Consider the following 13,584-nt stretch of genomic DNA (forward strand, 5'->3'; position numbering starts at 1 on the left):
CGAGACGGATCGTGCCGGTCAGGGCCATGCTGCGGGCCCCGAGGCGTCGTCGCGCGCCCTCGTTGCCGGCCCCTCCGTCGACGCCGGCCCCCGTCGGATCCGGGGAGGCCGCCCGATGGCGGACTTCCTGACCCAGCTGATCGTCAGCGCCGATCCCGCCCTGCGCCCGACCCGCCCGGAACGCACGAAGGCCGCGGCCGCGCTCTACGCACGGGCCGCGGCCTTCGGGAAACGGGCCTGACCGTCGGACCTGTGACCGCCGGACTTTGCCGGCGGCCGTGGACCGATCACGCCTCGGCGGACTTCACCTTCAGCACCTGACGGCCGCGATACATGCCGGTCTTCAGGTCGATGTGGTGCGGGCGGCGCAGCTCGCCCGAATCCTTGTCCTCGACATAGGTCGGGGCCTTGAGGGCGTCGGCGGAGCGGCGCATGCCGCGGCGGGAGGGGGAGGTCTTTCGCTTCGGAACGGCCATGGGAGTGTACCTCAGGCAAAAAGGGCGCCCGAGGCATCCCCTTATCGGGGGATCGCCGATGGCACCGCGTTGAGTAACGGAGATTCGAGGCCGGCTGTATAACCGCAGGAACGGCGACTGGCTAGAGTGCCGCTCCCGCTATGGACAGGCGGCCGACGCAGGGCACCTTCGGGGCGTGCGCAGGATCTGCTCAGGGCGTGCCGTGGGCGGCCGAGGCCTCCAGGATCGGGGCGGGTTCGGCGGGCTTGCGCGCCACGGCGACGGGCGGACGGGCGATCGCCGCGAGCACGGTCTCGGTCGGGCGGCGCGGCGGCAGCGGCACCTCGACGGCGTCGGCGACGGTTGCCGGCGCCTGCTGCGCGGTCGCGGCCTGCGGAGGGACTTGTGCCGGAGCCTGGGCCTGGGCCGGGACGGGTGCCTGCGCCGCGGGCTGGGCGAGGCTCGCCACCTGCACCGGTTCGGCGGCGCCGGAGAGCGCGGTGGGGCGGCGCGGCGGCAGCGGCACCTCGACGGCATCGGTCGGGCCCGGACCCGGCGCGGCGTAGGCCAGCGCCTGCGGGGCACCCCCGGCCGGGGTGCTGCCGCGCAGGGCGAACAGGCCGTCGAAGCCGTTGGCGGAGCGGGTGGTCGCGGAAGTGGCGGCCGAGGCGACGGTCGTCGCGGTGTCGGCATCGGGCGGTGTGGCGTCGATGCCGAGGCGCTTGGCGGCGTAGTAGTAGCCGCGGTTGTAGTAGCGGTAGGCCTGTTCCAGATCGCCCTTGGCGGCCCGGTAGGCGCCGGCGAGATAGGCGATGCCGTATTTCAGGTTGGTCTCGGGGTCGAACAGCCCGGCCGCGTCGCCGGTATAGCCGAGGCCGCGCGCGGTGGCGTGCTTGATCTGCATCAGGCCGAGCGCCGAGCCGCCCTTGGCGCGGGCGTTGTAGTTGCTCTCCCGCTTGACCACCCGATGGACGAACGCCTCTGGCACCTTGTTGGCCCGTGCCTGCTCGGCGATCAGGGCATCGATGTTGTCCCGCGCCGCCACCTGGGCGAAGGCCGACGCCGGGGCGGCGGCAAGCAGGGCGGCGAGGAGAAGGCGCATGGGAGACCCGGTCGTTTTTCGGTGCCCCGCTTCGGCGTCCCGCTGGTCGGCAGCCCGCCCCTGACGGGGACCGGCGGCCGCGGGAGCCTCGCGAGGATCACGCGTTACGGCTCAGTTTGTCTCACCTGGGTCGGGGCCAATTGAGGCGGGAACGTGGAGGCAGGGCGAATCCCTGAGGACGGCGAAGTCCGCGAGGCCGACCCTGTCGCAGAGAAGGCACAGCGGCCCCTCCCCGGCCGCGCGCGCGTCGGTCAGGTGTCGCCGAACACGAATTGGTTGATGGCGTGGGCGAATCCGTCCTCGTCGTTGCCGAGGGTCACCCTCGAGGCCGCCTGCCGCACGGCGGGGGCGGCGTTGCCCATGGCGATCGACAGGCCGCTCTCCCGGAACAGGGCGATGTCGTTGGCCGCGTCGCCCAGCGTGGCGATTCGCTGCCGCGGGAGGCCGAGCTGCCGGCCGAGATCGGCGACGAAGCTGCCCTTGTCGATACCGGGCGGCGTCACGTCGAGGTAGTAGGGCTGCGAGCAATGCACGGCGGCCCGCCCGCCGAGCTCCGCCGCGAGCGCTTCCTCCACGCGGGCGAGCCCGGCATGGTCGCGGCTCACCCCGACGATCTTGGCCGCGCGTGCCAGCAGGGGCGACAGGTCCGGCACCACGTTCGGCTCGGTCCGCAGGGTGCGGCGCTCCAGGTCGGTGTAGGGGGCCTGACCGTCGCGCAGGTTCCAGGCGCCGTCGGCGAACACCCAGAGATCGATCCCGGCCGCGTCGAGGCGCGCGGCCGCCTCGCGGGCCACCGCCTCGGGGATCAGCCGCTCCGACAGCGGCCGGAGATCGGGCGTGCAGACGGTGCTGCCGTTGAAGGCGCCCAGCGGCAGCCGCAGGTCGAGCGCTTCGGCAAGATGGCGCAGGCCGACCGGCGGACGGCTGGAGGCCAGGGTGAAGCCGATTCCCGCCGCGCCGAGGCGCCGCACCGCCTCGATCGCGGCCGGGGTGAGCCGCTTGTCGTCGGTGACGAGCGTCCCGTCGACGTCGGAGACGACGAGGTCGATGTCCATGCGCTTTCCTATCCGCAGATGTCGTCCGCCGGGATGCCGAGCCGCGCGACGACCGCCGCGACGATGGCGTCGGGACTCTCCTCGATGCCGACCGTGATCGGGTCTTCCTCCGGCCCCGGCGGTTCGAGGGCGGCGAACTGGCTGTCGAGGAGGCTGGCCGGCATGAAGTGGCCGTGGCGCGCCCGGACGCGGTCCTGGATGACCGCCCGGCTCCCCTCCAGGAAGACGACGCGGACCCGGGGGGAAGCGCCGGTCAGGGCCTGACGATAGGCGCGCTTCAGGGCCGAGCAGGCGACGACGGCGTTCTCCCCGGCCGCGAGCCGCGCGTCGATCCAGGCGCGGATGCGGGCGAGCCACGGCCGCCGCGCCGCGTCGTCGAGGGGGTGCCCGTCGCGCATCCGGGCGATGCTGTCGGGCGTGTGGAAGTCGTCGCCGTCGGCGAAGATCCAGCCGAGCCGCTCGGCCAGCAAGGCGGCCACCGTGCTCTTGCCGGAGCCGGAGACGCCCATCACGACGAGGACGGTCGGGGCGGCGGATCGAGGATCGGTCATCCGGCTCCTAAGTGCGCGTTCCGACGAAGCAGCTGCCGGTTCGTCGAAAGGACGCGCGTTCCGACAAGACGGCTCCGGGACGAGCGACGACGGCCGATGCCGCGCGCCGCGAATCGTTCGTGGGGCCGCGCCCTGCAGGCTTGGCCGGCCACGGACAATTAGGGGATCTCCGCCGCAGGACCATCCTCACGCCAGGGTTGCGTTTCCCGCAGGGAAACGGATCGCCGTCGGATAGCGCGGGAGAGGTGTGAGCTTCGGGGAAAGGCCGACGGTTTCCGTGCTCCCCCGCCCGGTGTGGCGGCCTCGCCACGGACAGCTTGGCCGCTTTCGGCTACCCACCCGATGAGAGAAACCGTCAGGCGGCCTGAATGCGCGCTCTAGCCATAGCCCTCCTCACCGCCGCGGCGGTGTCGGGGTGCTCGATCCTGCCGGCAGCCGGGCCGACCACCTCGGCGATCGAGAGCGGCGCCGACATCGCCACCGCCGAGGGCCTGTTCGCCCGCTACGAGATCATCGACGTCACCCCCGCCATCGTCGAGTCCCTGCGCACACGACCCCTCGACAGCCTCCTCGTCACCTTCGGCGACAACCGGCCCGCCCTCGAGCCGGTGATCGGCGTCGGCGACTACGTGGCGGTGCAGGTCTGGGAAGCCGGTGCCGGCGGCCTGTTCTCAGGCCCGCTCGTCTCCGACCGCTTCTCCGCCGGCTCCAAATCCGCCCTGATCCCCGAGCAGGTGGTCGGACCCGACGGCGGCATCACCGTGCCCTACGCCGGCCGCATCAAGGTCGTCGGCCGCCGCACCCAGGACGTCCAGGCGCTGATCGAGGCCGAGCTCGCCGGCAAGGCGATCCAGCCGCAGGTGCTCGTTGCCGTCACCAAGCCGGTCTCGCAATCGGTCACCGTCACCGGCGAGGCGGCCACGGGCATGCGCGTGCCTCTGTCGGGCCGCGGCGACCGGCTGCTCGACGTCATCGCCCAGGCCGGCGGCGTGCGCACGCCGGTGGCCGAGACCTTCGTGCGGCTGTCGCGCGGCAACCGCACCGTCACCGTGCCGATGACGACGGTGGTCGCCAACCCGCGCGAGAACATCTTCGTGCGGCCGAACGATACCCTGACGCTGGTGCGCGATCCGCAGACCTTCCTGTCGGTCGGCGCGCTCGGCAACACCACCGAGGTGCCGTTCGGGGCCGACGGGCTGACGCTGTCGCAGGCGCTGGCCCGTGCCGCGGGCCTGCGCGAGGCCCAGGCCGACCCGGCCGGCGTGTTCCTGTTCCGCTACGAGCCGGCGGCGGTGGTGCGGCGGCTGCGGCCGAACTCGCCGCTCCTGGCCTCGCCGCAGGTGCCGGTGGTGTACCGGGTCAACCTGCGCGACCCGCAGGGGCTGTTCCTGAGCCAGAGCTTCCGGATGCGCAACCGCGACCTCGTCTACGTGTCGAGTTCACCGTTCGCGGAACTGGCCAAGGTGCTGGGCGTGTTCTCGACCGTGACGGCGCCGGTCTCCGCGGGCGCCTCGCTCTACACCGTCACGCGGTGATCCGGCGCGCGTCGGATCCCGAGGGCGGGGCGATGGACGGCGGCACGGTGCTGGCGGTCGTGGGACTGGCCCGCGAGGCCCGCATCGCCGCCGGGCCGGGTGTCGAGACGATCCAGGCCGGCGGCAATCCCGCGCGGCTGAGGCAGGTGCTCGACGGGCGGCCCGCCCGCGGCCTGCGCGCGGTCGTCAGCTTCGGGATCGCCGGCGGCCTCGATCCCGCCCTGAGGCCGGGTGACGTCGTCGTCGGCACGCATCTCGATGCCGAGGGGCGCTTCTCGGCCGATCCCGAGATCAGCCGCCGCCTGTCCGAAGCCTTGAGCGGGGCGCCGGGCCGCATTCTCGTCGGCGGCCTCGCGGGCTCCGATGTCGCGGTCATGACCGTCGCCGACAAGGCGGTGCTGCGCGCCCGCACCGGGGCCCTGGCGGTCGACATGGAATCGCACGTGGCCGCCGCCTTTGCCGCCCGCCACGCCCTCCCCTTCGCGGCGCTTCGGGTCGTCTGCGATCCCGCCGAGCGCGCCCTGCCCGCCTTCGCCGCCACGGCCCTGACGCCCGAGGGCGAGCCCGACATCCGGGCCGTGCTCGGCGCGCTCGTGCGCGGCCGCGCCCGGATCGGCGACCTGGTTCGGCTCGGACGCGACTCCTCGGCGGCCTTCGCGGCGCTCGCCCGCTGCCGCGCCCGGCTCGGCCCCGGTCTCGGGGTGGCCTGAGCGTTTCTCGCAAACGCTCAGGGAAAAGGCCGGCCGTCAGGCGGCGCTCACCACTGGTAGCGCAGGCCCGCCGTCACGCCGTGCGCCGTCCCCGAACGCAGTCCGATCGCGGCCTGGTAATCGACGCGCCAGCCGAGCTGCTCGCTGAAGGCGCCCTGCAGGCCGGCGCCCGCGGTGACGAAGTCGTCGCGGAGGAACGGCACCGTCAGGGTGGCACCGGCGAGTGGGTTCGCGACGCTGGCGAGGCGCACGGTGGAGGTGCCGCCCTGCGGACCCATCGCCAGATTGTAGGCGACCCGCACCGAGGGGATGAGCGGGCCGAAGCCGTAGAAGGCGAGCTCGGCGCCGAAGCGCGCGGTCGTCTGTCGCGCGGTCAGTCCCTGGTAGGCGATGTTGTTGCCGGCGGCACCCGTCTCGGTGAAGCCCTCGACGCGGGCCGCCAGATGCGTGATTCCCGCGAACGGCGTCAGCCGGAACGGCTCGATCTGGAACGGAAGGCCGACCTCGCCGTCGAGGGCCAGTGCGCTGCCCTGCGTCCGTCCGGTCGCCGTGAGGCCGTAGGCGCCCGGACGCCGGAGGCGATCGAGGTTGACCTCCGGCGCGCCGCCCGCGATCGCCTGGGCGTAGAAATCCGGCCCGTAATAGCCGCCATAGGCGCTGAAGCTGTAGGCGCTGTGATCCTGGCCGTAGCCGCCGGGGCGGGTCAGCGAGCCGCCGCCCCCGCCGAGCGCGACGCCGCCGCGCCAGGGACCGGAGAACGGTAGGTCGAGGCCAACCGTGCCGCGGGCGATGGTCCGGTCGAGGCCGAGGCCGCCGCTGCGTGGCTGATCGGCGAAGACGACGTCGCCGCCGAGCCAGAGGCCCCAGCCCTCGCCCCAGGGCGCCGCGGCGCCGGCGCCCCGGCGGAGGGCGGAGAGATGATCCTGCACGCCGCCGGTCGCGGCGGCGGCGTAGCTCAGCGTCGTGCTGCCGAGCCCCTGCAGCAGGATCGGCGCCGTCCGCTTCATCACGGCGAGCGAGAGCGGATCGACATAGGTTGGCAGGGTCAGCCGGTAGGCGAGAAGGACGGAATCGTTGTTGATGCCGGCATCGTAGCTCTGGCCGTTGATGCTGCCCTGGCGGGTCAGGAAGTCGTTGTCGTTGCCGACGAGGAGGAAGTAGTCGTTCGGCGCCCGCTCGCTCAGGACCGGGACGAGGCCCATCGCCTCCCATTTCTCCGACAGCGTCGTCTGCGTCGCCGGGTTGGTGTTGAGGTTCATGCCGAAGCTGCCCAGCTGGGTCGGGTTCAGCATGTTCACGGCTTCGCTCACCTGCACCGGACGGATGTCCGCCCGCAGCGCGCCGTTCGGGGAGATCGGCGTCGCGGTGCTGTCGAAGGCGCCGCCGGCGATGTTGGTCGCCCCCGCGATGTCGACGAGCAGCACGCTCTTGTAGACGATCGGCGTGGTTGTGCCGGTGCCGAGGCCGTTGGAATCGCGGGCGAGCACGAGGAACTGGGTGTCGTTGAGCGCGATCATCTCGCTCTGGGCCGCCGTCCGGTTCGCGGCCTGTCCGTTGCCGTTGTCGCGGTAGACCGGCAGTTGCAGCACGTATTCGCGGCTCGGGGCCGTCGGCGTCGGGTTGGCCGCGACGTCGTAGATCAGGATGCGCGTGTTGGCGCGCGTCTGCTGGCTGGTGCCGGAATCCTGCAGCGTCGCGCTCTGCAGGATCGTCACGAGGCTGCGGCCGTCCGGCGTGAGCGAGAGCGCCTCGAAGCCCTGGTTGTTGCGCCGGCCGGTATCGGGCGGGTTGATCGAGTTGAAGTTGAGTTGGCCGTTCGTCCGCGGGCGCAGCGCCTCCGGCACGCCGAGAACGCCCTGAAGCTGCCCGTTCGGGTTGAAGTAGTAGATGTTCGGGCCGTACTCGTCGCTGACGTAGAACGAGCCGTCGAGGCGGCGGGTGAGGCCCTCGGCATCGAGGCTGATCCGGCCGGCGCTCGGGCCGGTCGTGGCCGAGGGCAGGATCGTGCCGAGCTGCGTGGTGGTGCCGGCTCCCGGATCGAGGCCGCTGAAGCGCCGGCCCTGCGCGTCGGTGAACACGATCCCGCCGTTCGGTGTCAGGGTGATCTGCCGCTGCGAGGCCGTCGATTGCGGCAGGTTCGCGCCGGGCTCGGGCGTGAAGGTCAGGGTGAAGCGGCTGAGGCGGCCGGCGTAGTCGGAAAAGAGGCCACCGTCGGGATTGTTGTAGCCCCGGTCGGGCAGCGTGTAGAGCGTGCCGGTATAGGTGTCGCCGGCGCGGCGCCAGGAGGCGAGATCCACCGCGAGGGCGGAGAAGGATCCCAGCGTGTCGCCGAGGAAGTCGCGCGTCGTCGCGGGAAGACGGCCGACGCCCTGCAGGCCCTGGTTGGTGATCGTCGTGCCGTTGAGCGTGGTCGAGACCGGCCCGTCGCTCGTTTGCAGGTTCGGCGTCGTCGCGACGATGGATTGCGCCCCGGCCGCGCTCCCCAGGCCGATGAGCAAGCCGAACGATCCCACGGCCTTCGCGGCCAGACCCCGTCGATACATTGTAGCCCAGCCCCTGCGTCAGCCTGTTGCGGCTGTTGGGCGGGCTGGTAGCGGGCGCTCGACCACGGTTTCATGTCAGACGCCCGGTCCGGGGCAACCGAACTTAACTTAAGTGTGTTTGTGGTAATCTTATCACATAGGCGCCGTGGGACTGCCCATCACGGCGAGGCGTGGCCTTGAGACAAAACGACCCGCGCGGCCGGTGCCGCGCGGGTCGCCTTGTCTTGAGCGGGGAAGCCGGATTCAGGCGGCGGTGCGCTTGCGGGCTTCCTGCTTGGTGTCGACGCCCGAGGCTTTGATCTCGGACAGCTTCTGGGCGACGTTGCGGGAGAACACGAACTCCGCCGGGCGCTGGTTCTCGAGGCTGATCTCGGGGGCCATGTCGCCTTCCGTCTTGATGCCGCGGATCGCGTGCACCAGCGGCTTCCACGGCTTCTTGACCGAATCGACCACCGAGGAGGCCTCGTAGCCCGAATGGACCATGCAGTCGGCGCACTTCTCGTAGTTGCCGGTGCCGTAGGCGTCCCAGTCGGTCTCCTCCATCAGCTCCTTGAAGGTCGCCGCGTAGCCCTCGCCGAGCAGGTAGCAGGGCTTCTGCCAGCCGAACACGGTGCGGGTCGGGTTGCCCCACGGGGTGCAGTGGTAGGACTGGTTGCCCGCCAGGAAGTCGAGGAACAGGCCCGACTGCTGGAAGGTCCACTTCTCGCGGCCCTTCTCCTTGCCGTGCCGGAACACGCCGCGGAACAGGTCCTTGGTCGCCTTGCGGTTGAGGAAGTGCTTCTGGTCCGGCGCGCGCTCGTAGGCGTAGCCAGGCGACACCGTGATGCCGTCGATGCCCATGCGGGTCACCGAATCGAAGAAGTCAGCGATCTTGTCGGCGGACGAGTTGTTGAAGAAGGTGCAGTTGATGGTGACGCGGAAGCCCATCTCCTTGGCCTTCGCGATCGCCGCCACCGCCTTGTCGTAGACGCCGCGCTGGCAGACCGACTGGTCGTGCATCTCCTTGTCGCCGTCGAGATGGATCGACCACGTGAAGTAGGGGCTCGGCTTGTACTCCTTGATCTTCTTCTCAAGGAGCAGCGCGTTGGTGCAGACGATCGCGAACTTCTTCTGCGCGATGATGCCCTGCACGATCTGCGGCAGATCCTTGTGGAGAAGCGGCTCGCCGCCGGCGATCACGACCACCGGTGCGCCGCACTCCCGCACGGATTCGAGCGCCTCGTCCACCGGCAGGCGCTTGTTCAGGATCTCGTCGGGATAGTCGATCTTCCCGCAGCCGGCGCAGGCGAGATTGCAGCGGAACAGCGGCTCCATCATCATGACGAGCGGGTAGCGCTTCCGCCCGGTGATGTGCTGCTTGAGGATGTAGCCGCCGATCTTCGCGACGTACCGTATGGGGATTCCCAAGACGCGGCTCCTTAGATGCTGTGGTTCCGGACTTAGCCGGGCTGCTTAGCGTGAGAAGGACAGGAATTCCAGCGCATTAGGCTGGAACCGTTCCGAGAGGGCGCCGATCGGGCGCGATTTAACGGGAGTGTGTCGTGCCGGTGTCGCAGCCGGCCGCGGGCTTCTGGGACGAAGCCCGCGGCCGCGCGATCCGGAACGGGATGATCTTCTGATTTCCGCCTTCTGCGGCGGATTTTTGACCTTTCCTCGTGCGTGGCAAACCGCACGGGCGAAAACGAGTTCACGATTTCTCGCGCGACGGCCCGCGTTTCCCGGCTTCCTGCGCCGTCGCGCGGGCGTCATCGCACCGGCATCGTCCGGAATGCTTGTGCCAAGCGATATTTCCCCGCAATCCGGGTGCAGTGCGCAATCGCACCGTCGTCGCCCGAGCGGGCCGGTTTGCCGGGGCGCGTTGCATTCCCCCGCCGGGACAAGTAGGTAGCGCGCCAACGACACGGATGATCGGCGTGGAGTCTCTTCGAGGCTCTTCGCGCGTTCCGTGTCCGCCGGGAAGGGGCCGCCGGCCGGCGGCGCCCATCCGGTTTCTCGCTCGTGAGGGTCACGTCCCGCGGGCCAAGACGAGGATCGATTCGGCGCGTCGCCGCCTGCTGAGGACGCCGCGTCCTGTGTCGCGGGGAGGACGGGACCGCAATGTCCCGGCCCGTCGTCACGCGGGGACAGGCCGGATCGTTAGGCAGGCAGGGTTTTACGTGATCGAACGTCTCGTCGCGTTTTCCGTCAGGCGCCGCTGGCTGGTACTGGTGGCCGCGGCGCTCCTCACGGTCGCGGGGGCCGGCACGGCCGCCCACCTGTTCCGCATCAACACCGATGTCGAGCGGCTGATCGAGCCGAGCGTCCCCTGGCGCCAGGACGAGATCGCCTTCGAGAAGGCGTTCCCCCAGCGCACGAACCTCGTGGCCGCGGTCATCGACGGCGAGACCCCGGAGATCGCCGAGGAGGCCGCCGCGCGCTTCGCCGAGGCCCTGAAATCGCACCGTTCCGAGATCGAGACCGTCTACCGCCCCGACGGCGGACCGTTCTTCGATCGCAACGGCCTCCTGCTGATGTCGCAGGAGGATCTGGAGAAGACGACCCAGCGCCTGATCGAGCAGCAGGGCCTCCTCGGGCCGCTGGCCGCCGACCCGTCGCTGCGCGGCGTCATGCGCGTGCTCACCCTCGGCGTGAAGGGCGTGAAGAGCGGCGACGCCAAGCTCGAAGACCTCGCCCAGCCGATGACGCAGATCGACGAGACCCTGCGCAAGGTGCTTGACGGCCAGCGCGCCCGCATGTCCTGGCAGACCCTGCTCGCGGGCGGGCGCAGCGAGACCACGGACACGCGCAAGTTCGTGATGATCCAGCCGGTGCTCGACTACAACGCCCTGGAGCCCGGCCGCGAGGCGACCAAGCTGATCCGGCGGCTCGCCGCCGAGCAGAACATCGACGCGGCGCACGGCCTGCGCATCCGCCTGACCGGGCCGGTGGCGGTGGCCGACGACGAGTTCGCCACGCTCGCCGACGACGCCTTCCTGAACTACTCGCTGACGACGGCGGCCATCGTCCTGTTCCTGTGGCTGGCGCTCCGCTCCGGCCCGCTCGTCGTCGCGGTGCTGATCACCACCTTCTCGGGCCTCGTCGTCACGGCGGCTCTGGGCCTCGCCATGGTGGGCGAGCTCAATCCGATCTCGGTGGCCTTCGCCGCCCTGTTCGTCGGCCTCGGCATCGATTTCGGCATCCAGTTCGCCGTGCGGTACCGGGCCGACCGCTACGAACTCGGCAGCGTCGAGGCCGCCCTGCGCGGCGCGGCGCGGGGCGTCGGCTGGTCGCTGACGCTGGCCGCGGTCTCGCTGCTCGCCGGCTTCTTCGCCTTCCTGCCGACGAAGTTCCGCGGCGTGTCCGAGCTCGGCCTCATCGCCGGCGTCGGCATGATCGTGGCCTACCTGTTCTCGCTGACCCTGCTCCCGGCCCTGATCGCCGTGTTCAACCCGCGCGGCGAGAAGCGGGCGGTCGAGACGACGTGGATGGCGGGCGTCGATCACTGGATCGTCGAGCACCGCAAATGGGTGCTGATCTTCGTCGGCCTGATCACCGTCGCCGGCATTCCGCTCCTCCTGAAGCTGCCCTTCGACTCCAACCCGATGCACCTTCGCAGCCCGAAGGTGGAGTCGATTGCGACCTATCTCGACCTGATCAAGGACCCGGCCACCAGCCCCAACTCGATCGACGTGCTGGCGCCGAACGTCGACGCGGTCCCCGAGCTGACCAAGCGCCTGGAAGGGCTCGACGCGGTCGCCAAGGTGATCTCGATCGACACCTTCGTGCCGCGCGACCAGGACCAGAAGCTCGCCACGATCCAGGAGACGGCGCAGCTCCTCGGCCCCGCCCTCAACCCGTCCCGCAAGCCGCCGCCGCCGACGGATGCGGAGAACGTCAAGGCGCTGAAGGACACGGCCGCGGCGCTGAAGACCATCGCCAGCGGCGACTCGGCGGGCGCGAAGGCGGCGGACCGCCTCTCGGGCACCCTCGACACGCTCGCCGCCGCCCCGGCCGAGAAGCGCGAGGAGGCGAGCGTCGCGCTCACCACCGACCTGAAGACGCTGATGAGCCGCCTCTCCGGGCTGCTCGATCCGAAGAAGATCACCCTCGACAACCTGCCCAAGCCGCTCAAGGCCGAGTGGGTGACGAGCGACGGCCGCGCCCGCATCGAGGTGCATCCGAAGGGCGATTCGAACAACGACGAGGTGCTGCGCCGCTTCGCCAAGGAGGTGCAGACGGTCGATCCCCACGCCACGGGCGCGCCAGTCGCCACGACGGAGTCGAGCTACACCATCCTCGGCGCCTTCGTTCAGGCGGGCCTCACGGCGCTCGCGCTGATCTTCATCCTGCTCTCGGTCGCGCTACGCAAACCCTGGGACGTGGCGATGACGCTGGGGCCGCTGGTGCTGGCGACCCTGTGGACGCTGATGGCGCTCAAGGTCATCGGCATGCCGCTGAACTTCGCCAACATCATCGCCCTGCCGCTGATGCTGGCGGTGGGCGTGGCCTTCCACATCTACTACGTCATCGCGTGGCGCGCGGGCGTCGTCGACATGCTGGCCTCGAGCCTCACCCGGGCGATCTTCTTCTCGGCGCTGACCACCGGCACCGCCTTCGGCTCGCTGATGCTGTCGAGCCATCCGGGCACGGCGAGCATGGGCGAGCTGCTCGCCCTCTCGCTGTTCTTCACCCTGCTGGCGGCCTTCTTCGTGGTGCCGGCCTTCCTCGGGCCGCCGCCGAAGCAGCCGGATGCCCGCTGCCCCGAGGGCGAGGAAGCCGGCCGCCCGCCGGGCGAGGTCGCCCGCGAGCCTGCCGCGGTGAAGTGAGAGCGGGCTGGACCGTACCCGACAAGGCTTCCATCCTTGCGGGTATGGTCACCCTTTCTCTCGAAGAGGCGGCGAGTGAACTCGCGGACCTGACCCGCCGGGTCGAGGCGGGTGAGACGGTCGTGCTGACGCGCGAGGGACGGCCGATTGCCGATCTCGTGCCGCATCGCCCGCGGGGCGGCGTCGATCTCGAGGCCGGCGAGGCCTATCTGCGCGAGAATGGAATCGTGCGGCAGCCGGGCTTCATCGCGCCCGACTTCGACGATCCACTGCCCGAGGATTTTCTGACTCGGCCCCATCCCGTCGCCTGAGGCTGCTTCTCGACAGCCACATCCTCGTGGCGATCGCCTTGAAGCGGCTGCCGATGGTCAGTCCCGCCGCCGAGCGTCTGCTGCGACGGCCCGGTATCGAGGCATGGGTCAGCGTCGCCCGTTTCTGGGAAATCGCGATCAAGACCCGGCTCGGCAAGCTCGATCCGGGGCTGCCTTGAGAACGCATGGCGGATTACTTCGACGCGGCGGGCTTCGTGATCCTGCCGATCACGGCGCAGCACGCGCTCGCTGACGTCGAGCCTGTCCCGCCTACACGCGACCCCTTCGATCGGCTGCTGCGCGCACAATGTGCGGTCGAGGGTCGATCGCTCATCACGCTCGATGGTGCCCTGCGCGATCATCGCCTCGCGGCGCCGCTCTCTTGAGGGAGCGTATCACCTGAAATCCGAGAAGCCACCGCGCTCGACGCCGCCGCGCTCGACCGCTTCCCGCGCCCGCGGCGCGATCAGCGCGTCGCGCTCCGCTGCGTAGAGGTAGCCCGGCGCCTCGCCCGCGA

The 13,584-nt window shown here is 70.7% G+C and carries 13 protein-coding genes and 1 pseudogene; 7 read left to right on the forward strand and 7 right to left on the reverse strand.

What is annotated here, in order from left to right; all coding sequences use genetic code 11:
* A partial coding sequence (locus MFF42_RS09145; protein ID WP_238255456.1) for a hypothetical protein occupies window positions 1–241 on the forward strand: 241 nt, incomplete at its 5' end.
* A 46-nt stretch (window positions 242–287) separates the two neighbouring features.
* Here MFF42_RS09145 and rpmF read toward each other — a convergent pair.
* The 4 genes from rpmF to MFF42_RS09165 all read right to left on the reverse strand — a co-directional run bounded on the left by rpmF (window position 288) and on the right by MFF42_RS09165 (window position 3,163).
* A complete protein-coding gene (gene rpmF, locus MFF42_RS09150) occupies window positions 288–476 on the reverse strand; it encodes a 50S ribosomal protein L32 (RefSeq protein WP_003601373.1) in 189 nt (62 codons plus the stop codon).
* A gap of 190 nt (window positions 477–666) precedes the next feature.
* Complete coding sequence (locus tag MFF42_RS09155; RefSeq protein ID WP_238255457.1) at window positions 667–1,557, reverse strand: transglycosylase SLT domain-containing protein; 891 nt, start codon at window positions 1,555–1,557, stop codon at window positions 667–669.
* A gap of 251 nt (window positions 1,558–1,808) precedes the next feature.
* Window positions 1,809–2,612, reverse strand: a complete 804-nt coding sequence (locus tag MFF42_RS09160) for a Cof-type HAD-IIB family hydrolase (protein WP_238255458.1) — start codon at window positions 2,610–2,612, stop codon at window positions 1,809–1,811.
* Between the two features lie 8 nt (window positions 2,613–2,620).
* Window positions 2,621–3,163: a gluconokinase gene (locus MFF42_RS09165; RefSeq protein WP_238255459.1), complete on the reverse strand. Its 543-nt coding sequence runs from the start codon at window positions 3,161–3,163 to the stop codon at window positions 2,621–2,623.
* Between the two features lie 368 nt (window positions 3,164–3,531).
* On the opposite strand from MFF42_RS09165, the gene MFF42_RS09170 reads away from it, so the two are divergent.
* A complete protein-coding gene (locus MFF42_RS09170) occupies window positions 3,532–4,698 on the forward strand; it encodes a polysaccharide biosynthesis/export family protein (RefSeq protein ID WP_238255460.1) in 1,167 nt (388 codons plus the stop codon).
* Window positions 4,699–4,730: 32 nt separating this feature from the next.
* Entirely contained in the window at window positions 4,731–5,408 is a 678-nt protein-coding gene (locus MFF42_RS09175; protein ID WP_238255461.1) for a phosphorylase, read from the forward strand.
* Between the two features lie 47 nt (window positions 5,409–5,455).
* Here MFF42_RS09175 and MFF42_RS09180 read toward each other — a convergent pair whose 3' ends face one another.
* Together MFF42_RS09180 and hpnH are read right to left on the reverse strand one after the other, a co-directional pair.
* Window positions 5,456–7,906, reverse strand: coding sequence for an esterase-like activity of phytase family protein (locus MFF42_RS09180; protein ID WP_238255462.1), 2,451 nt, complete (start codon window positions 7,904–7,906; stop codon window positions 5,456–5,458).
* A gap of 288 nt (window positions 7,907–8,194) precedes the next feature.
* Window positions 8,195–9,358 (reverse strand): adenosyl-hopene transferase HpnH, encoded by a 1,164-nt coding sequence (hpnH, locus tag MFF42_RS09185; RefSeq protein ID WP_108941242.1) that lies wholly within the window; start codon window positions 9,356–9,358, stop codon window positions 8,195–8,197.
* 749 nt (window positions 9,359–10,107) lie between these two features.
* Here hpnH and MFF42_RS09190 point away from each other — a divergent pair.
* From MFF42_RS09190 to MFF42_RS26470, 4 genes are read left to right on the forward strand one after another with little or no spacing between them, the layout of a single operon-like run.
* Window positions 10,108–12,756 (forward strand): MMPL family transporter, encoded by a 2,649-nt coding sequence (locus MFF42_RS09190; protein WP_238255463.1) that lies wholly within the window; start codon window positions 10,108–10,110, stop codon window positions 12,754–12,756.
* Window positions 12,757–12,800: 44 nt separating this feature from the next.
* Window positions 12,801–13,067, forward strand: coding sequence for a type II toxin-antitoxin system Phd/YefM family antitoxin (locus MFF42_RS09195; protein ID WP_238255464.1), 267 nt, complete (start codon window positions 12,801–12,803; stop codon window positions 13,065–13,067).
* Window positions 13,068–13,093: 26 nt separating this feature from the next.
* Window positions 13,094–13,246 carry a PIN domain-containing protein gene (locus MFF42_RS26465; RefSeq protein WP_306423511.1) on the forward strand — a complete coding sequence of 51 codons (153 nt, stop codon included), beginning with the start codon at window positions 13,094–13,096 and terminating at the stop codon, window positions 13,244–13,246.
* 6 nt (window positions 13,247–13,252) lie between these two features.
* Window positions 13,253–13,453 (forward strand): PIN domain-containing protein, encoded by a 201-nt coding sequence (locus tag MFF42_RS26470; RefSeq protein WP_306423512.1) that lies wholly within the window; start codon window positions 13,253–13,255, stop codon window positions 13,451–13,453.
* 9 nt (window positions 13,454–13,462) lie between these two features.
* Here MFF42_RS26470 and MFF42_RS26475 read toward each other — a convergent pair.
* Window positions 13,463–13,584, reverse strand: a pseudogene (locus tag MFF42_RS26475) (hopanoid biosynthesis-associated protein HpnK); the annotation flags it as partial.

This window comes from Methylorubrum podarium (genome assembly GCF_022179745.1).
Lineage (GTDB): Bacteria > Pseudomonadota > Alphaproteobacteria > Rhizobiales > Beijerinckiaceae > Methylobacterium > Methylobacterium podarium.

Bases quoted from the DNA above. Each gene is read 5' to 3' on its own strand.
- rpmF (WP_003601373.1), bottom strand. From the start codon at position 476: ATGGCCGTTCCGAAGCGAAAGACCTCCCCCTCCCGCCGCGGCATGCGC.
- MFF42_RS09170 (WP_238255460.1), top strand. From the start codon at position 3,532: ATGCGCGCTCTAGCCATAGCCCTCCTCACCGCCGCGGCGGTGTCGGGG.
- MFF42_RS09195 (WP_238255464.1), top strand. From the start codon at position 12,801: ATGGTCACCCTTTCTCTCGAAGAGGCGGCGAGTGAACTCGCGGACCTG.
- MFF42_RS09165 (WP_238255459.1), bottom strand. From the start codon at position 3,163: ATGACCGATCCTCGATCCGCCGCCCCGACCGTCCTCGTCGTGATGGGC.
- MFF42_RS09175 (WP_238255461.1), top strand. From the start codon at position 4,731: ATGGACGGCGGCACGGTGCTGGCGGTCGTGGGACTGGCCCGCGAGGCC.
- MFF42_RS26470 (WP_306423512.1), top strand. From the start codon at position 13,253: ATGGCGGATTACTTCGACGCGGCGGGCTTCGTGATCCTGCCGATCACG.
- MFF42_RS09155 (WP_238255457.1), bottom strand. From the start codon at position 1,557: ATGCGCCTTCTCCTCGCCGCCCTGCTTGCCGCCGCCCCGGCGTCGGCC.
- MFF42_RS09160 (WP_238255458.1), bottom strand. From the start codon at position 2,612: ATGGACATCGACCTCGTCGTCTCCGACGTCGACGGGACGCTCGTCACC.